Source organism: Paenibacillus sp. P4_E11 (genome assembly GCF_056401635.1).
Genome location: NZ_JBFUIX010000105.1, coordinates 1 through 17,813, shown reverse-complemented (window position 1 = coordinate 17,813; position 17,813 = coordinate 1). Strand labels below are relative to the sequence as shown.

The window sequence follows — 17,813 nt, the reverse complement described above, 5'->3', positions numbered from 1 at the left end:
GAACACGACCGTTAAGCCCTCCAGCGCCGATGGTACTTGGACCGCAGGGTCCTGGGAGAGTAGGACGTTGCCAAGCAGGAGCAGAATAACGAAAGGAACCCATACACTTGTATGGGTTCCTTTCGTTATGTAACCATTTTCGATAACATACTATACCCATCGAACTACGGAGCTGAACGCTCCAGCGACTGTTCGCGTACAATTTTCAAACGTTCCATTTCATGATCTAATTTCTGAGCAATGAGTTTAGTAAAACTTCCCCTTGGAGGGAAGTTTTAGATATGTCTTTTTTAGATTATCGCGGGGAGACTTAGATCAACCCAAATAAACCTCGGTTGCCATCTCTTCATGAGGGCAAACGAGGTTAAACGGGTTATTTTTTGGGATCAAGTTCCACTTGTAATCGTCTGCTACTCCAGCACGAAGCCTTTAAAGTTAATTTGGCTCGACTCGCCAGTGTATACTTCCAACTTATACAGCCCTACTTCCAACGGACCCCATATCGTTTCCGCTCCAGTCAAAGTCTTGGCAACGCCGTTCACTTTGATATAGGTGCTCGACGAGGAATCACCCTTGTAGGCCGTTAATGTCAACCTTTTCTTAGAGGTAACGAACACCCAGGCTGACAGGATCAGCATGTCCGACGAGTCCACCTTCTCGTAATCCACATAAACCTTAAAGCGGTCAATAGGCAACTCAGGCATCGATAACCAATTTTCCGGTACTCCATCGAACACCTTTTGACTCGAATAATCAATCTGCGTGTAACTATCCACCACTATCGTCCGAGGGGACAAGTGAGAGAATATAAGCTCAGCTTCATACTTATGGCCGATGTCTCCAAAATGAAGCCGATCCGAGATGATGCTGCGCGCACTAAATGAAGCGTATTGTAAGAACATCTCGGTATACTTGTTCAAGTCAATGAATTGCAGTTGGTATTCATCCGCCAGTTCTCGCTTGATCTCATTAGCAACGGAATCAATATGTTCGCTCGTTCGCATCGGATACATATTCGTATACTCGGTATTCACTCCGGGCGCTACAATCGCTTGAGTCGTGAGCAGGAAGGGCTGAATGTCCCTGGAATAGCACCAGTCAATAATCTGTATGATCGATTGCTTGAATCCGTCCCGATACGCTTGCTCATTGTTAAACATTAGCCTGTCATTAATACCGAAACCAATTCCCATCATCTTGACATCGTTGTAGGCAGACGCTTCACCAAACTCTTCATCCAAGACGGTTACGGCCCAACTGGCGACTTGACCGCTGAATCCTGCATTGTAGATTCGCAATCTGGGATTATGTGTCGCTTGTCGAAGCAACCCCTCCAACAGCTGGGAGAAGGCGTTGGGCGATTGATTGTCCGATCCTAGTGTATTGCGCACCCAATCTGTCGTATTCGCTCCATCAAATGTACTGTCACCGAAGAAAGCGATAGGAAACTTGCTGCCGGCTAACCATGCTGTCCATGCATCATTAAATGTATATAGACTACGATTCACGATCATCACCTCCGAATAAAGCTATTCGTCATGAGTTAAGGAAATCCTTTCAAGTGTGCGGATAAGTGAGAGATGGAACCCTTGGCGGCGGGGAGTTTGATCTTAATTGTTTTTTCACATGAACGTCTCCTGTCAGATGATACAATATAATGTATATTGCTGGAAAAGGTGGAGATGGGCAATTATGGAGCCAAACAGTGAAGCTCTGTTCATGGTGAATCGAATTGACGAAGAGGTGCCAGCTTATTTGAATTGGATCGGGGATGTGTTCCGGGTGTTCGATAAGCAGGATTCCGGATGCATCTCGTATGGTGTTCTTGTGAATGAAGTACGATGGTTCGTGAAGACGTCGACTACACCAGCAGCGCTCGGTTATTTGCAGGATGCGATTCGGGTGTACGCGACCATAAATCACAAGTACTTGCCAAAGCTGGTCCACTCGTTCAAGACCCGGACGGGGTTGGCGCTTGTGTACGAGTGGGTGGAGGGCGAAGTGCTCAGTTCTCCCGACTATCCGGGCCCAGAAGGGAAAAGAAACCCACAGTCACCTTTCTACAGATTCACACACCTACCCGTGGAGAAAATCATACAAGCGCTGGACAAAGTGTATGAGCTGCATGTGTACATGGAGAGCCTGGGTTACGTCGCCGTAGATTTCTATGCAGGCAGCATGATCTATGATTTCACCAATGACAGCTTGCATTTCTGCGATCTCGATCACTACGTGCATGGTTCGTTCATCCTGGAACAGGATCGACTGCCCGGCTCGAGAAGCTTGATGGCGCCAGAGGAGTTTATCCGCGGCAGTCGAATCGACCACCGGACGAGTGTGTTCACGATGGGGGCACTCGCCTTCCTGTTCTTGGGTAGTCAAGAACGTACCAGGGAGAGCTGGCGCTCCACGGATGCGCTCTTTCAAGTGGTGAGCAAGGCAGTGTCGCCGAAGCCTGAAGATCGATACGACAGCATTCATGGCTTGTATGAGAAGTGGCAGGACGCACTCGTGTAAACAATCACCTTTTTGGTCAAATGCCCATACCCTGTAGGCAAAGACTAGATGGGATGTGTTGGCCTTGTTTTTGTATGATGAAGGAATGCACGTATACGGAACCCCGTATATAGGTGGAGTGAATAGGTGGTCGGGGAATCCGAATTCTCCCGATTACAGGGTATATCACGGTCCTGTATGGGTTATGCCAGTAGGCTGGCCATACGGGTATGCAGGCCAGGGGCCGACGAGGGGGCCCTTCAATGATCCAGGACTGGCTTATCCTCCTGTTTTTTCCCCGTGGCCTCATTATGATCAGTATGCAATTCGTGACAATCGGGCGATGATGCTGTACCCAATACCGGTAATGACGACCCATGGAACCCGATGGGGATATATAAACGATAGGGGAGCCGTGTTCATCCGGCCTCAATATGATTATGCAAAAGATTTTCAGAAAAATGGATTGGCTGTAGTGGAGCAGAACGGTCGTGATGGGTTAATTCGGCTGAATGGGCAGTATCTGGTGAAGCCAATGTACCAGTACATCAATGATTTTTCCGAAGGCCGTGCAGCTGTTATTGATGACAAAGGATTCCGCATCATAGATGAGGCCGGGAATATACTGACACCTCGAGCTTATTCCTATATCGGGACGTACCATGAGGGAAGAGTGCTGTTCTCACAAGGGGGCCCACAAGGTAGCGAAGGCTACGGTTACATGGATCTGCAGGGGCATGTTGTGATCCCGCCCGTGTACCGATCGGGCACTGATTTTGCCAACGGCAAAGCGGTGGTGCAAGTTAAAGACAATCAATATGCGTTGATCGGACTTGACGGAAGACGGCTTGCTACTTATCCTTATGCTTTTGTCGGTCCGCTGGGTGAAGGACTGCTCGCTTTTCAGCAAACGACAGGCGGCAAATATGGATATATCAACGAACAAGGCAGGGTCGTCATTGCCCCCAAGTTCACGATGGCTCAGCCGTTTCAGGACGGAAGAGCGGTAGTCAACTTGTCGGCGGACTATACCAACCAATACGGCTTAATTGACCGGACTGGCAAATATGTAATTCAGCCCCAGTACAATAGTATCGAATTGTTGGGGGAACACCGTGCGGCGATTGGGCGGGCTATTGATCCGGAGCAGCCGTTTATCGGGTCCAGGTACGCCTTGGCCGATTCGACGAATGGGAAGCTGCTCAGTGATTTCACCTATTATGGCATCTCCAGCTATCAGAATGGAATGGCTTCCGCCGAAGATAGCAAGATGACGTTCTTCATTGACCGAAACGGCCGAGTGGCTCCGCATTCTCCCAAAATCGAAGGAAGTGGGACGTTACGTTGGGTAGGGTCGCTGATCAGTGCGAATGTGGATCAAAAGCAGTCGTACTATGATCGATGGGGAAAGCTTGTCTGGCAACCAGATACGACGATCCCGTTAACCGGGAAGCTACGGGTGAAGGAAGAGAAATTCAAGCCCAATCGGGACTATCTCGTCTATTACCCTCAGCTGGCAGGAATGGCTAGCGCCAGGGTGCAGCGGAATGTGAACGCCAAGTTAAAGCAGCTATCCCAAGTAAAGCCGTTCCCAACCAATGTGCAGCTGGACTACAACTACATCGGCAACTTCGAGATCACCTTTTACCACGATCAATTGCTCGTGCTGCAGTTGAATGGCTACAACTTCCCGTACGGTGCCGCTCATGGGATGCCGACGAAGGTGTATGTTCACTTGAACCTGAAGACCGGAGAGATGTACCAGCTTCAGGATTTGTTCAAGCCGGACAGTGATTACGTCAAGGTACTGAGTGATATTGTCGGTCAACAGATCAAGAACGATCCACAGTACTCCTACGTGTTCCCGGACAGCTATAAGGGGATTAAGCCGGACCAGCCGTTCTTCGTAACGGAGGAGGCGCTGCATTTATACTTCACCCCTTATGAGATCGCTCCTTATTCCGCAGGTTTCCCAACATTCACGATCCCGTTCGAGGAAATAAAGTCGATTCTGAACCGGGAAGGCTCGTTCTGGCGGTCGTTTCATACCATGAGAAAGTAAACAGAAGCTGGAGCTATCAATGGCTAATCGTGATAAGATAGATGGATAAGAGAAGTCGAATTGACGAGAGCCGGAGGTAGAATACGCTCATGAAATGGCATGAACTAACCGCATTGTTAACGATCAAGCACCTGAGGGGTTCGACGGATGTCGAAGTGTCCGGGATCCAGATGCATTCGCAGCGAGTGCAGCCGGGCGACGTGTTCGTCTGCGTACCCGGCATCCCCGGGCACCAAGAAGATCGCCATCCGTTCGCGGAAGCGGCGGTGCAAGCGGGGGCAGTCGCACTCGTTGTAGAGCGCGATGTGAACGTGGATGTGCCGACCATCATGGTGCCGGATGCCTACTATGCGATGGCCGTTATGGCCGCGCATCTGAACGGCTATCCGAGCCGCAGCATGAAGCTGATCGGCGTGACGGGGACGAACGGGAAGACGACGACCAGCTATATGATCGAAGCGCTGCTCGCGTATGCCGGATATCGGACGGGGATGATGGGCAACATCGGGACGAAGATTGGATCGGTCTTGTACGACACGGATATCAACACGCAGGAGCCGCCCAAGCTGCAAGCCAACCTACGTAGGATGAGGGAAGCTGCAACCGACTATGCGGTCATGGAAGTGACTTCCCAAGGGCTGCATACGGGTCGGGTCATGGGCTGCGAATTCCGAACCGCAGTATTCACGAATCTGACGCAGGATCATCTCAACTACCACGGGACGATGGAAGCGTATTTGGCCGCGAAAGGGTTGTTGTTCTCGCGGCTCGGGAACGGGTTCTCGTCTGAGCCTTCGGAGCGGAGGTTCGCCGTACTGAATGCGGATGACCCGACATCTGAGGTATTCCGGTCGTTGACCACCGCGCAGGTGCTCACATATAGCATTGAACGAGAGGCGGACGTTCGAGCGGCTAATGTGGAGCTAACAGGACAGGGCACGGAGTTCGACTTGATCTCTTGGGTTGGTACTGTTCGAGTCTGCTTGAGAATGGTTGGTCTGTTCAATGTTTCTAATGCCTTGGCAGCCGCAACGGTCGCATTGGCAGAAGGTACCCCGCTTGCTGTTATCCAAGAAGGGTTGGATCAATTCGTCGGAGTACCCGGACGGATGGAAGTCGTGGACGAAGGCCAGCCGTATCTAGTATTGGCCGACTTTGCGCATACACCGGACGGTCTGGACAAGGCGCTCTCGACCATTCGCGATTTCGCGGACGGGAGAGTCATTACGGTGTTCGGCTGCGGGGGCGACCGGGACCGAACGAAGCGGCCGATGATGGGGGAGATTGCCGCTAAGTACAGCGACATCGTCATCGTGACATCGGATAACCCGCGATCTGAAGATCCTTATACGATCATGACGGATATTGAGGGCGGCGTGGTAGGGGCAAAGGTAGGGAGCGCTTATGCGGCAACTCCCTACGAGCTTATTGAAGATCGAAGGGAAGCTATCGCTAGGGCGATCCGGTTGGCGTCGACTGGAGACGTGGTATTGATCGCGGGCAAAGGTCATGAAACGTATCAAATCGTGAAGAGCGGCACAATTCCGTTCGATGATCGGCAAGCCGCGAGGGAAGCGATTCTTGAACAAGTACATTGAGATCGGCATCGGCAATCGATGGTGGGTCCGAACGGAACTGGAGCATGAGGACGGGACCGAGACGGAAGTGAAGGGCATATCGGGACCGTTCCGACTGAAGTCGATTTACTTAAGACTCTGGATGGGCAGGCGAGTGTTCATCGTGGATAGCCGGGAAGGGTTCAAGCGGATGAGCAAGAGCAAGCGGAGCTTCAAATGTCTGCTTGGGATGCACGGTGTCGGGTAGAAGCGCAAAGACAAGAAAGTGGAAGCGATAGCTCGATATGGGGAACCTAGTCTATGGGGTGGAACTGGAAGTTCCTCCTTTTTTTGCTGCGAGAGTAAGGTTCATAATTTCATAAAGTGATTTCATCACTCTATTTTTGCCGGATTGGAGAATCTCAGAATGATAAGGTGATTTCTCACTCTATCTGGCTGAAAAGTGCTCAAATCGGATGGAACAAGAGAAATAAGATGATCAAACAGCGCTATTTTGTGATTTTCGCTCATTCGAACAAAATAAGGTGATGATTGGACCTATGTCAATAGAGTGGACTCCCTGAAAGAGCTTGGTTTTACAGGATGCTCTCATAGTACATGGCTTCAAATCGATCGGGTGACAGGTAATTTAGATAGCTATGAGTACGTTTTCGGTTGTAGAAAAATTCAATGTATCTAAAAATGCGTTCTCGAGCTTCTGCCTTCGTTTTAAATCTGCAACGGTGGATTAGTTCCTTTTTAATCAAGCTATGAAACGACTCAATACAAGCATTGTCGTAGCAGTTTCCTTTTCGACTCATGCTTGCGACCATATTGTACGCCAACAGTTGATTCCGATAGTCCAGAGACGTATACTGGGCTCCCCGATCAGAGTGATGAATCAGACCCTCTGTTGGAGTCTTCGTCTTATTCGCTTGTGCCAGGGCTTCTAACACGAGCTCGTCTGTCATTCGGTCCATCAGTTGCCAGCCTACAATCTTGCGTGTGAAAAGGTCCATGACGCTTGCTAAGTACATCTTTCCTTCACGGCAAGGGATGTATGTAATGTCCGTCACCCACACTTGTTTAGGAGCCGTTGTCGATTTGAAATCCTGATCGAGCAGATTGGGGGCAATCGGGTTATCATGGTTTGAATCTGTCGTCTGCACCTTGTACTTCTTACTCACACACGAGCGCAGATCGTGTTCCCTCATGACTAGCCCAATCGTACGTTCCGATACGATCCACCCCTCTTTAAGTAGCTCCTTGGTGATCTTCGGGCTGCCGTAGATCTCATCGGAGTCCGTATAGTGCCAGTGGACCCGTTCGACTAGCTTCTCTTTACGTAATTTTCTTTCGCTCTTAGGTGCAGTACGCCACTTAAAATAGCCGCTCTTCGATACTTCCATCACTTTGCACATCTTCGCCACACGAAACATAGTACGATGATCTTCAATGAATCGGAACCGGAGTTCCTTTATTTGCTGAAGATGTGCATGGCCTTTTTTAGGATCTCGATCTCCTCTTTGAGGTCCGCGATTTCCTGGTCCTTTTCCTTGATGGATAGATCTTGGCTGCGAAGGTTGCCACTACCTACAAATGGCTCATCCGGGAACTTCCGATACTTTTGCATCCACTGACGGAGCGTACTAACCGGGATGTTCATTTCTACTGCAATCTCAGGCAAGCTTTTCACCTGTTCCTGCATATACTTCACTGCATTCTCTTTAAACTCTTGGTTGTACCTTTGTCGTTGTTCCTTCATTCCCGGACACCTCTTCTTGTTGGTTATTTTTATTATCCGAGGCTCCTTTCGAGATGTCCACTTTTAATTCTAGACCCAGAAACCACCTTATTTGGTAAGGTCGTCCCCAATGTTGAAAAATAGAGTGATGAAATCACCTAAAGGTGGCGCGAAATCTCGAGCCGCTGATTTCGTAATCGTGGTGTCCGAGTTGAACCGGGGTCACTGGTGTTGACCCGTCCAACCGAACGCGGAGTATGCCTGTTGAACAGTTGTGGTGCCAACTGTTGCAGATTCGGTTAATCGGCCGCGGCTGCTCTGCTATCTGGCTGCTCCGCGTCAGGCAAATAGTCAGCCTGACCCAAACGCGCCTGCTTGCGGCATTCGCCCGACGTCATGCCGTAGCGGCGGGTAAACTGTCGGCTCAAGTAGGCCGCATCACCAAGGCCGCACTTCTGCGCGATATGCTCGAGCGTGTGCGACGTCTGCTCAAGCAGCCGCCGGGCTTTGCGCAGCCGCATGTCGCGCAGCATGTCCATGGCGGTCACACCGTAAGCCTGCATGAACCGTTTGTCGAAGTGATTCGGCGATTGATGCAGCAGGGCGGCCATATCGGCGCGCGTTAGCTTCTCGTGCATGTGCGACTCCATGAAGCGTATGACAGGGGCGAATCGTACGTCGACGGTCCACATGCCCTTCGCAGGCGAAGCGTCGGCGGCATACGCATCATCAAGCAGCATCCCGAGCAACCGCATCGTCAGCCCGATCGTGACAAAATCGTCGTACGAGCGTCGGCCATCCATGAACAAATGGTGCAGCTCTTCGAAGATGGCCGTGAACCGATGCGGCTCGCTCAGCGAGACGACTTGCTGGACCGGATGCAGCTTGAACAGGTCGATGCCATCGGCATTACGCACATCGAGCGCGATCCAGTGGTGTGTGCCGGGGACGGATGCGAATTCCATGAAAGGGAGATTGGGCGGGTGTATCATCACATCACCGGCATGGACGGCCGCCGATTCGCCGCCGCAGGAAGTTACGACTTCGCCATTCAACACATGGCTTATGATCCACTGGGACCGTACCATGTCGCGCAGCTCAAGTGTATCGTAAGACGATTCTTGCACGGTATACACCTGCACGTTCCATTGACCCGTAATGACACGTTGCCCGCTCACTTGCTTTCCTCCCATCGTACCGTTCGTGCGGGTGGTGGTGCCTACGTGGCGATTCCCGCCTCGCATTCCTCCCGCGAAATAAACCGCTCATACACGGCTTGCCCGTCCCGGGCAATGACCGGGCCATTCAGAAACACATACCCTTTGTCAGGATTGCGCGCGCCTTCCACCGAATATTGGATAACGTAGGCTTTGCGAGTTCCTTGGCTCCGATTCGGCGTGCTACGGTGGAACAGCAGGGAGGAGAACGCGACCATGCTCCCCTTCGTCAATTCCACCGGAATGCCAGGATCTTCGCCATCGTAGCATACCCAGCCGGTGTCGGTTTTCCAATGCTCGACATACCCGTTCCGGTGCGACTCCGGCTTGACCCAGACGCAACCGTTCTCGATTGTCGAATCCTCCAGCGCCAGCCAGCAGGTCAAATACTGCATGGGTTCTGTAGGTACGTATCCATTGTCCTGATGCCAGGGAAAGTCACGGTCCGCCTCGGGACGCTTATATACCGACTGATCCCAGTACAGCCGAATGTCCGGGCCGAGAATGTCGGTCGTAAGATCGACGAATTTCGTATGTGCGGTAAACCGTTGCAGCTCTGGGTGCATGAAGTTCAGCTTGGCGGTGAAATTGATCTTGTTTGGGCTGCTGATGAACGAAGCTGAGCCGGCCATCAGCTGCCGCTCCGATTCCGCGTCCAACTCGTCGATCAGCGTCCGAATTTGGTCGATCTCGCCAGCATCGAACAATTGATTGAAGATCACATACCCTTGTTCGTCGTATTGCTTGCGTTGTTCCTGTGTTAGCATGAGTGCCGACTCCTCTGCAATTGGATGATTTCGTTTCTTGCCCCTATTATGCAACCATCATCATCCAAGGCACAATGCACACATTCCGCATCTATTTGTACAATTTACTCCTTATCCCGTAAATAGCCGGTGCAGTCGGGCCTCCACAATCTTGAACCCGGCATTCTTAGGATGTACATGGTCTGTGAGCAACCCAGGCTCATCTGGTAGCAGCTTCAGCCCTGCGATAACACGTACGTTATTGAATGCACTGGCGGCGTCGACAATCGTGGCCGTCATCTCTTATTCATTTTCGTTCCTATTCAATATCAGCCGCCGCGCTCCAATAAGATTGCCCTAATGGATGCTGACGGTCATCCCATCTGTCTCGGTACTGGATTAGCTCTTGACGCAGCCTCATAAGAATCGGCTCAAACTCAGCTCTCCCCGCCAAATTGTCCATTTCGGCTGGGTCGTTCTGAAGATCGAACAGCTGCGTTTCCCGCACCTTCCCCGCGTATTCAATAAGTTTGTACTGATCATCCTTCACGCTTCGAATGAATTCACTATAGGCGAAGTACAGTGACTCGCGCAAGGGAGCTTCCGGATTGCCCATAATGGGCAGCAGGCTCATCCCCTCTACGGATTCCGGTGCCTCGATGCCTGCTAACCCGCATAGAGTAGGGAATACGTCGAGCAAGTAGGTATACTGACTGAGTTCCAAGCCTTGTGGAATCCCAGGGCCACAGAAGAGCAGCGGAACACGAATGCTGTGATCGTAATGGCTCTGCTTGCCCATCAGCCCATGCTGACCGACAGCCAAGCCATTATCCCCAGCCAGCACGATGATCGTGTTGTCAGCTTGGCCGGATTGCTCGAGCGCATCTAACACGAGTCCAATCTCATAATCAAGGTGGGTAATCATTGCGTAATAGTCCGCGATGTGCCGCTTAATCTCGGCCTCTGTACGGGGATAGGCGGCTAGCGTCTCATCCCGGATCTGGCGTGCGCCATAGTTGAACGGATGCTCCGTCATGAAATTGTCGGGCAGCGGGATCTGCTCAGGATCATACATCTGCTGGAACCTGGCCGGCATCGTCCGAGGATCATGCGGGGCCAAGTAAGAGATGTACATCATGAAGGGCTTCTCCGAATCGTATTGTTGCAGGAAGTCGATTGCCGCTTCGCTGAACAGCTCCGTCGAATGCTTGCCCGCCGAGAAATAGTCGCAATGGACGGGAGTCGTTTTGCTGCTCTGCATGAAATTTTGCGTGAATGGAATGAGATTCTCGTATTGCCCTGTCGGGTCAAACTCGCAGAGTGGAACGTTCCAATGGTCCCACATGCCGCCGAAGAAGATGGCTGCCCCATCCGTGAAGCTTCGTCCATAGGAGGCTGGACCGTTGTGCCATTTGCCCGTCCCGAATGTCCGGTACCCAGCTTCACGAAACGCCTCTCCAAGCGTTGTATGGGCTTCCGGGATGTTCTGACCCTCTCGCTGAATGTGGAACAGCGTTCTTCCCGTATGGAGCATCGCCCGACTCGGCATGCAGATAGCAGGGGATGTCCCGCTCGGAATATGAGCCTGGGTGAATGCCGTTCCGGACGCCACGAGCCTGTCCATCGTCGGTGTGAGGATGTCCGGGTTCCCGAGTGCATGAATCGTATCGAACCGCTGGTCATCGGTGAAGAAAAACAAAATATTCGGTTTATTTGCCATGGTGCACCTCATTGGCCATAAAGGATGTGTTATCCTGATTGTAGAGCGATTGGCGCACTTTTGAAATGGAAAGGGTGGATGGAAAGGATGTCAAATATGGAGCATCAGACGCACGTGGAGCTGGTGAAGCGCCCGGAGCAAAAGACCGATCTGCTACGAGATCTCATCGCGAGACTCCCTTTCCAAGGCCATCTGCGTGTACATACAAGCTACAACTTGACGGTACCTCCTCATTGGCGAATTGATAGCCGTTGTAATCTGGATTACCACATCGTCTTGATCAAGGGTGGAGAGGGCTCCTACACGACAGGCGATGGAAGCTATGAATTCGTTCCCGGACAGATCATCCTGGTAAGCCGAGGGCTGGTTCACAGTGCCGCTCAGATTACAGAGAATCCGCCAGCTATCATTCCAATCCGTTTCGGATTGTACGATAACATAACCCGCGAGCCATTGAAGCTGGAGCATCCACCGTTCAGCATCGCTTGTATTCCGAGTGATCGGCAAGGGTACTCGCAGCTCTTCGAACAAATCCACACGTATTCCCAGCAAGGCGAGATCGGTTACTATGATCGTTTATCCGGTATTCTGCTATGCGAGCTACTAATGAAGCTTTACATAGATTGCACGCAGCCCCAACCCGCGAATCCTCTGGATACCCGGCTGGAGAAGGTGAAGCGTTTCATGGACGACAACCCCCAGGCGCGGTACAATCCGGTGCAATTGGCTGAGACAGCTGAGCTGTCAGAGAAATACCTTCGCAGCTTGTTCAAGGTGCACTATGGGGTGACGCCCCTGGACTATCACAAGCAAGCGCGGATGAACTATGCCCGATTCCTGCTGTCCGAGTGCGGGCACAGTATCAAGCATGTCGCGCTCACACTCGGATACCCGGACCCGTATTCGTTCTCCAAGCAGTTCAAGCAACAAATGGGCTATCCTCCGCTTCAGGTGAAGGGGAAGATTAGCCGGCCTAGCCGATGACGACAAAAGCAACTATGCCGCGGGTCGGCATCTGAACGTGCGTCCGGTAAGTCACCCCCGTATTCCGTTTCGAGATGACTACCCTCCATGTGCCTGGGCAGCTTGATTGGTGCGTGACGGGCCAATCAAGCTGGTAAAAGGAAATTCAGATCAGCTCACGAATACTAGACATACAACAATTACCTACTGTTACTTGAATTGGCAGTAAGGAGGCAGCGTATGAAACGAATTGCTCTAATGGTCATGGTAGCTGCAGTTATACTTACAGGCTTGCTCACATGGTCGAACAACCCAGCCTATGCTTGCAGTTGCGCACTTCTCGATACTAGCAAGAAGCTGGAGCAATCCTCTGCTGTGTTTCAGGGGAAAGTGGTCAGTCGAGGGGGGACCCAGAAATTTCAACATGGGGTTCTTAGGAAGTATTCACTGGAGATCGACCAAGCTTGGAAGGGCGTGGACACCAAGAAACTGACGCTCTACAGTTATGACGGCGCTTCTGCATCGTGCGGCTACTCTTTTGACGTGAATCAGACGTATTTGGTGTACGCCTACATGGGCGAGGGTCGATTGCAAACAAATCTGTGCAGTGGGAATCAGCTACTCTCTAGTGCGGGTGAGGATCTCAAGGTACTAGGAGTGGGTACAGAAATCCATAGTGATCTGGAAGACAGTTCATCAGTTGTGAGCGGCTCTACGCGAAAAATTCTGTTAGTCACGGCTGTGGGTCTGATTGTTGTGGGATCTGCTTCTGTGTGGTGGGTTCGGAGAAGACGCAGCAGATAATATTGTATGCTGGCAGTTGCTAGTTGATGGAGTGACTCGGTAGAAAGTTGAAGGAGTGTCTGGCATGTTTATCATCAAAGTTCTTGTGTCCGCCCTCGTTATTGCTACAGTGACCACACTTGTCAAAAAGAACGCTGTACTCGCCGGGTTCATCGCGGCCTTCCCCATCACCAGCATGATCTCTTTAGCCTGGATGGCATACAACAAGCAATCCACCGGGGATATTACCAAGTTCCTCACGAACGTGTTGTGGGGGATCATTCCAGCCGTCGTCATGCTGGCCGCTACCGTCATTGGATTGAAGAAGGGGATGCCGCTGCTTGTGTCGGTTGGGATAGGCTTTGGGATCTGGCTTGTGTTTACGTACGTGTTTCAGAAGATTAATGTTTGATGGTGTTAAGGACCATTGCTTGATTAGGCAGACAATTCATAAATCCAAAAACCTTATGATATAATGTAGCTGAGGTAATGCCAATATGTTAAAAGATGATGTGAAACAAATGATTGATAAACTTCCTGAGAACTGTTCAATTGAAGATATCCAATACACACTGTATGTCAGATCTAAAATTGAAAAAGGGCAAAAGGATTTTGAAGAAGGTAATTTACTATCCCACGATGAGGTCAAAGCGAGGATGGATAAATGGCTGAACAAACCATAATTTGGACCGTCACGGCGTATAAAGATTTACAAAACATAGTTGATTATATTTCTCAGGATTCCATGTATTATGCATTGGCATTTTATGATGACGTAATGGATCGAGCACAGACACTAATTAATTTCCCGCACCGAGGACGTGTAGTTCCAGAGATGGACGACCCCGAGGTGCGGGAAATTTTTATACATAGGTATTGACTGATTTATCAAGTAATTGATGGCCGGATAATAATTAAAACAATAATACATGGAGCAATAAATAATCCTGAATTTCGAAAGCCTAATTTAGTAGGGCTCGCATGAGTGATCGGACCGCTCTCTCTGTAAACCGTTGGAAGTACTGCCATTGTCCTGAATGTGGATTGGCAAAATTGGATAGGCTCTCCCCTCCCCACAGTACGGGCAATGTAGAATTCCATGTTAGATTGTGGAAGTTGTCATTCTAAGGCGATGATTCTCGCTTCAATTCGTTGTCAAACGTACCGATTACGAAGTCCTTAACCAACTTTAGTATGATCCTGCGACTGTGCAGGATGATCGTCGCTGCACTGTGGAAGAATTCGAGTCGGAACCGGGCGATCGTGTAGCCCTGATGGACCGGTTCGTAGCAGTCACGCTTGAATCGTTCATAGAGGTTATAGGACAAGAGCTTAATCAGCAGGTCGAGTTCATTCGCTTTAGCTGCCTTGAACAACTAACTGCAGCCTTCTCCAATAACGGGGGAGGGTGAAATCAACTGGTACAATATGTTCGATTAAGAATGAAGGGGGCTTTAACCATGAAAAAAATGTTGTTAATACAGCTTTCGTTAGTACTAGTACTGTCATTGTTAGCTGGATGTACGAGGAAAGATAATGGAGCTGAGCCTTCTTCCGATTCCGGAAAAAGGGAGAATACCGAACCCGTGACGATTACAATCATGCAAAAGGAAATTTATTTTTACGATAAAATGCTTCAAAAAATGATTACGGAACCTCTTAAGAAAAAATACCCATATATCACCGTAGAACTAATAAATCCTGAATATGATATGGACGCAGTAGTTGCCGCCGGCATAACGTTCGATCTATGGGCGACATGGACCGGAAAGCTGCCCGATTATAAAGAACTAGGGATATATGAGGACATTACGCCTTTGGCAAAAAAATATAATTTCGATCTAAACCGAATTGATCAAGGGATATTGAACGGAATCCGTGGTCTCTCTGATAATGGCGAATTAATAGCTTTACCTTATACGAGCGAGTATAATGCCCTTTATTACAACAAAGACATTTTCGATAAGCTCGGCGTTCCTTATCCCAAGGATGGAATGACCTGGGAGGAAACCATCGAATTGTCAAAAAAACTTGCACGTGACGATGGTCGCACAAGATATGACGGTTTGGATGAGTCAAGTTTATGGAGTTTGATATTTCCGTTTTCACTTAATTTTATTGATGCAAAAACAAACAAAATATTAGAACCATTAGATGCATACAAAAAAGCGTTCGAAACTGGCAATGCCATTCACTCTACACCAGGCAATAGGATCGGAGGAGGGTTCCAGCGGTTTCAAGAACAGACGCTTGCCATGCTCACGGATATCCCAAGAATTACCACTTTAATCAATACTACAGTGAATTGGGATGTTGCACAGTTTCCAAGTTACAAAGATAGACCTAATACTTACGGTATGTCCGCGTCACACGTTTTGATTCCAAATAAAATAAGCAAAAACCAGGACGCAATCATGAAAGTATTTGAAGTGTTATATTCGGATGAGGCACAGACCGCACAAGTAAGCGAAGTCTTAAAGGCTTCAGTGCTCACCGATCCTAAGTATGTCGAAATGTTTGGTAGTGGTGTTCCACAATTAAAAGACAAACATATTTCCAGTATCTTCAAAAGTAAGCCAGCACCAGGAGTTCCATACTCAGCTTATTACAGGACTGCATCAACTATTGTCGGTAGAAAATATTTTGACTATCTGCGTTATTATTCAAATGATTTAGATAACATTCTTAATCAAGCAAAGAATGAAATAGAGCGCGCAATCGAAATATCGGAAAAGAGAAAATGATATAGGCACAAGATACATACCGGATAAACCAATAGTTATATCGAATGAAAGCGGAGACTTAGTCAAGAAGAAACATGATTATTTAGATCAGATTTCCAGCATAGAAGAAGACCTCGATTACTTAAACGATCAGGGTATTTGGGTTATGCATGCTCCGCCATTCGGTACTAAACTGGATGTTATTAATGGCGGTAAACATGTGAGGAGTAAGGCAATAAGAAAGCGAATTGAGCAATTACAACCCTCGCTTACTTTACATGGACATATCCACGAATCTCCTTATATCACAAATGCATGGCTAGATTTTATTGGGAATACCATTTGTATAAACCCAGGGAGAGGGACTTCTTTACATGCAGTGATTCTTCACTTCTCTGATATCGGGGAGTTAATCTCGGCAGAGCACACTATATTTGGGAAGGAGTATTTCATTAATAAATAAAAGGAGCCCAAAGATGATGAATATACCGAAGATGTCGATTACGGAACCGCTGAAAATTATTATAGGAGCTTCTTCGCAGTCATATCCAGGATGGATACAGACACAGGAAAGCGAACTGAATTTACTGGTCAGAGAGCACTGGGAGCGTAATTTTGGGGATCGAAAAATAGATGCTATCTTATGCGAGCATGTTTGGGAGCATTTAAATTATGAAGAGGGTGTACAAGCGGCGAAGATTTGCTATGCGTTTTTGAATACTGGTGGGTATATTCGTTGTGCCGTACCGGATGCTTATTTCCGTAATGACTGGTATCAGGATATGGTTAAGATCGGAGGGCCAGGACCTCAAGATCATCCGGCTGCCAGTCATAAGATCGTACACAATTACATGACGTTAAGTAAGATGTTCCAAGAAGCGGGATTTGAAGTGAAACTACTAGAATATTGTGATGAAGCAGGGGAATTTCATTATCACGAGTGGAATCCTGAAGAAGGATTTATTTATCGATCCTTACGGTTTGATCATAGGAATAAAGGCGAAGAATTGGGTTTTGTATCACTAATCTTAGATGCAGTTAAAGGTTAATCTACGAAGGTGAACCATCGAAGAAAGAAGAGGAACAGCTATATGCATCAGAGATTATGTGCAATAGATTCAACAATCAAACTCTTATTAGAAGAAAGAGTAAAACTTGAAAATTACTTTGATGTTGTTCCTGTTGATTTTTCTAACCTAAGCATTACGAATGATTTCACTTTCGACCTCATGTTAATTCATTCAAGAGTACCGAATGAAGTACTAATGAGACTTCCCAAGTGTAAATATATAGGAGTCCGAGCGCATAACACGGACTATGTCGATAATAGTATGGCGAGTAGTCTCGGAATGAAAGTAGAAGGTATCCCGCAAGTAGGGAGTAATGCTGTTGCAGAGCATACGTTTGCTCTTATATTCGCATTAACGAAACAAATTGTTCTTTCACACCATAATGTTGTCAATGGACGATGGAGAGGGAACTTGACACCAAATTATGAATTGTTCGGGAAAACACTAGGGATTATTGGTTATGGGACAATTGGTCAACTTTGCTAGTATAGGGAAATCCTTAGGCATGACCCTACTCATTTCCTCGAGGAGTAATAGGGAAGAGAATAATAGGCTGCCAATAGAAGAGGTACTAAGACAGTCCGATATTGTATCTTTACATGCTTCCACCAAAGAGGGGAATGAACAGCTTATTAATAAGGAACGAATCTCTATGATGAAAGATGGAGCAATTCTAATTAACACAGCTCGAGGAAGGTTGGTTGATTATGTTGCTCTAGAGGCTGCCTTACAG

At 48.7% G+C, this 17,813-nt stretch carries 16 protein-coding genes, 1 rRNA gene and 3 pseudogenes; 13 read left to right on the top strand and 7 right to left on the bottom strand.

Annotated features, from left to right (window positions below; translation table 11 throughout):
• A 5S ribosomal RNA gene (gene rrf, locus AC1DWB_RS27010) occupies positions 1-76 on the top strand; the annotation flags it as partial.
• A gap of 334 nt (positions 77-410) precedes the next feature.
• On the opposite strand, the gene AC1DWB_RS27005 is transcribed toward rrf, so the two are convergent.
• Complete coding sequence (locus tag AC1DWB_RS27005; protein WP_477544198.1) at positions 411-1,508, bottom strand: SGNH/GDSL hydrolase family protein; 1,098 nt, start codon at positions 1,506-1,508, stop codon at positions 411-413.
• Positions 1,509-1,692: 184 nt separating this feature from the next.
• Between AC1DWB_RS27005 and AC1DWB_RS27000 the strand changes: the two genes are divergently transcribed.
• The 4 genes from AC1DWB_RS27000 (at position 1,693) to AC1DWB_RS26985 (ending at position 6,382) form a co-directional block, all read left to right on the top strand.
• Complete coding sequence (locus tag AC1DWB_RS27000) at positions 1,693-2,517, top strand: serine/threonine-protein kinase (RefSeq protein WP_477544197.1); 825 nt, start codon at positions 1,693-1,695, stop codon at positions 2,515-2,517.
• A 64-nt stretch (positions 2,518-2,581) separates the two neighbouring features.
• Positions 2,582-4,558, top strand: a complete 1,977-nt coding sequence (locus tag AC1DWB_RS26995) for a WG repeat-containing protein (protein WP_477544196.1) — start codon at positions 2,582-2,584, stop codon at positions 4,556-4,558.
• An 89-nt stretch (positions 4,559-4,647) separates the two neighbouring features.
• Positions 4,648-6,156 carry a UDP-N-acetylmuramoyl-L-alanyl-D-glutamate--2,6-diaminopimelate ligase gene (locus tag AC1DWB_RS26990; protein ID WP_477544195.1) on the top strand — a complete coding sequence of 503 codons (1,509 nt, stop codon included), beginning with the start codon at positions 4,648-4,650 and terminating at the stop codon, positions 6,154-6,156.
• On the top strand, positions 6,140-6,382 hold the full coding sequence (locus AC1DWB_RS26985; RefSeq protein WP_477544194.1) for a DUF3977 family protein: 243 nt from the start codon (positions 6,140-6,142) through the stop codon (positions 6,380-6,382). Before AC1DWB_RS26990 ends, AC1DWB_RS26985 begins: the two co-directional genes overlap by 17 nt.
• A 328-nt stretch (positions 6,383-6,710) precedes the next feature.
• Here the strand turns inward: AC1DWB_RS26985 and AC1DWB_RS26980 are convergent.
• From AC1DWB_RS26980 to AC1DWB_RS26960, 5 genes and pseudogenes are all read right to left on the bottom strand, one after another.
• Positions 6,711-7,879: pseudogene (locus AC1DWB_RS26980) on the bottom strand (IS3 family transposase).
• 278 nt (positions 7,880-8,157) lie between these two features.
• Complete coding sequence (locus AC1DWB_RS26975) at positions 8,158-9,036, bottom strand: helix-turn-helix domain-containing protein (RefSeq protein WP_477544193.1); 879 nt, start codon at positions 9,034-9,036, stop codon at positions 8,158-8,160.
• Positions 9,037-9,077: 41 nt separating this feature from the next.
• The gene (locus AC1DWB_RS26970) at positions 9,078-9,842 is read right to left on the bottom strand and encodes a phytanoyl-CoA dioxygenase family protein (protein ID WP_477544192.1); all 765 of its coding nucleotides are present in this window, start codon (positions 9,840-9,842) and stop codon (positions 9,078-9,080) included.
• 111 nt (positions 9,843-9,953) lie between these two features.
• A complete protein-coding gene (locus AC1DWB_RS26965; protein WP_477544191.1) occupies positions 9,954-10,121 on the bottom strand; it encodes a hypothetical protein in 168 nt (55 codons plus the stop codon).
• A 19-nt stretch (positions 10,122-10,140) separates the two neighbouring features.
• On the bottom strand, positions 10,141-11,541 hold the full coding sequence (locus tag AC1DWB_RS26960; protein WP_477544190.1) for a sulfatase family protein: 1,401 nt from the start codon (positions 11,539-11,541) through the stop codon (positions 10,141-10,143).
• A gap of 87 nt (positions 11,542-11,628) precedes the next feature.
• On the opposite strand from AC1DWB_RS26960, the gene AC1DWB_RS26955 reads away from it, so the two are divergent.
• The 5 genes from AC1DWB_RS26955 to AC1DWB_RS26935 all read left to right on the top strand — a co-directional run bounded on the left by AC1DWB_RS26955 (position 11,629) and on the right by AC1DWB_RS26935 (position 14,167).
• Complete coding sequence (locus tag AC1DWB_RS26955; RefSeq protein ID WP_477544189.1) at positions 11,629-12,525, top strand: AraC family transcriptional regulator; 897 nt, start codon at positions 11,629-11,631, stop codon at positions 12,523-12,525.
• Positions 12,526-12,744: 219 nt separating this feature from the next.
• Positions 12,745-13,308, top strand: a complete 564-nt coding sequence (locus AC1DWB_RS26950) for a hypothetical protein (protein ID WP_477544188.1) — start codon at positions 12,745-12,747, stop codon at positions 13,306-13,308.
• Positions 13,309-13,372: 64 nt separating this feature from the next.
• Positions 13,373-13,699, top strand: a complete 327-nt coding sequence (locus tag AC1DWB_RS26945; RefSeq protein ID WP_477544187.1) for a DUF3147 family protein — start codon at positions 13,373-13,375, stop codon at positions 13,697-13,699.
• An 85-nt stretch (positions 13,700-13,784) separates the two neighbouring features.
• Complete coding sequence (locus AC1DWB_RS26940; protein WP_477544186.1) at positions 13,785-13,970, top strand: hypothetical protein; 186 nt, start codon at positions 13,785-13,787, stop codon at positions 13,968-13,970.
• The gene (locus tag AC1DWB_RS26935; protein ID WP_477544185.1) at positions 13,952-14,167 is read left to right on the top strand and encodes a type II toxin-antitoxin system RelE/ParE family toxin; all 216 of its coding nucleotides are present in this window, start codon (positions 13,952-13,954) and stop codon (positions 14,165-14,167) included. The genes AC1DWB_RS26940 and AC1DWB_RS26935 overlap by 19 nt, the downstream gene beginning before the upstream one ends.
• A 275-nt stretch (positions 14,168-14,442) precedes the next feature.
• On the opposite strand, the pseudogene AC1DWB_RS26930 reads toward AC1DWB_RS26935, so the two are convergent.
• Positions 14,443-14,648: pseudogene (locus AC1DWB_RS26930) on the bottom strand (IS1380 family transposase); the annotation flags it as partial.
• Between the two features lie 99 nt (positions 14,649-14,747).
• On the opposite strand from AC1DWB_RS26930, the gene AC1DWB_RS26925 reads away from it, so the two are divergent.
• From AC1DWB_RS26925 to AC1DWB_RS26915, 3 genes and pseudogenes are all read left to right on the top strand, one after another.
• Positions 14,748-16,031, top strand: coding sequence for an ABC transporter substrate-binding protein (locus tag AC1DWB_RS26925; RefSeq protein ID WP_477544184.1), 1,284 nt, complete (start codon positions 14,748-14,750; stop codon positions 16,029-16,031).
• 455 nt (positions 16,032-16,486) lie between these two features.
• Entirely contained in the window at positions 16,487-17,059 is a 573-nt protein-coding gene (locus AC1DWB_RS26920; protein ID WP_477544183.1) for a class I SAM-dependent methyltransferase, read from the top strand.
• 42 nt (positions 17,060-17,101) lie between these two features.
• Positions 17,102-17,813 (top strand): annotated as a pseudogene (locus AC1DWB_RS26915) (NAD(P)-dependent oxidoreductase); the annotation flags it as partial.

Coding starts and splice junctions, on each gene's coding strand:
- AC1DWB_RS26965 (WP_477544191.1), bottom strand. CDS start 10,121: ATGACGGCCACGATTGTCGACGCCGCCAGTGCATTCAATAACGTACGT.
- AC1DWB_RS26940 (WP_477544186.1), top strand. CDS start 13,785: ATGTTAAAAGATGATGTGAAACAAATGATTGATAAACTTCCTGAGAAC.
- AC1DWB_RS26955 (WP_477544189.1), top strand. CDS start 11,629: ATGTCAAATATGGAGCATCAGACGCACGTGGAGCTGGTGAAGCGCCCG.
- AC1DWB_RS26925 (WP_477544184.1), top strand. CDS start 14,748: ATGAAAAAAATGTTGTTAATACAGCTTTCGTTAGTACTAGTACTGTCA.
- AC1DWB_RS27000 (WP_477544197.1), top strand. CDS start 1,693: ATGGAGCCAAACAGTGAAGCTCTGTTCATGGTGAATCGAATTGACGAA.
- AC1DWB_RS26990 (WP_477544195.1), top strand. CDS start 4,648: ATGAAATGGCATGAACTAACCGCATTGTTAACGATCAAGCACCTGAGG.
- AC1DWB_RS26950 (WP_477544188.1), top strand. CDS start 12,745: ATGAAACGAATTGCTCTAATGGTCATGGTAGCTGCAGTTATACTTACA.
- AC1DWB_RS26945 (WP_477544187.1), top strand. CDS start 13,373: ATGTTTATCATCAAAGTTCTTGTGTCCGCCCTCGTTATTGCTACAGTG.
- AC1DWB_RS26970 (WP_477544192.1), bottom strand. CDS start 9,842: ATGCTAACACAGGAACAACGCAAGCAATACGACGAACAAGGGTATGTG.
- AC1DWB_RS26960 (WP_477544190.1), bottom strand. CDS start 11,541: ATGGCAAATAAACCGAATATTTTGTTTTTCTTCACCGATGACCAGCGG.
- AC1DWB_RS26935 (WP_477544185.1), top strand. CDS start 13,952: ATGGCTGAACAAACCATAATTTGGACCGTCACGGCGTATAAAGATTTA.
- AC1DWB_RS26920 (WP_477544183.1), top strand. CDS start 16,487: ATGATGAATATACCGAAGATGTCGATTACGGAACCGCTGAAAATTATT.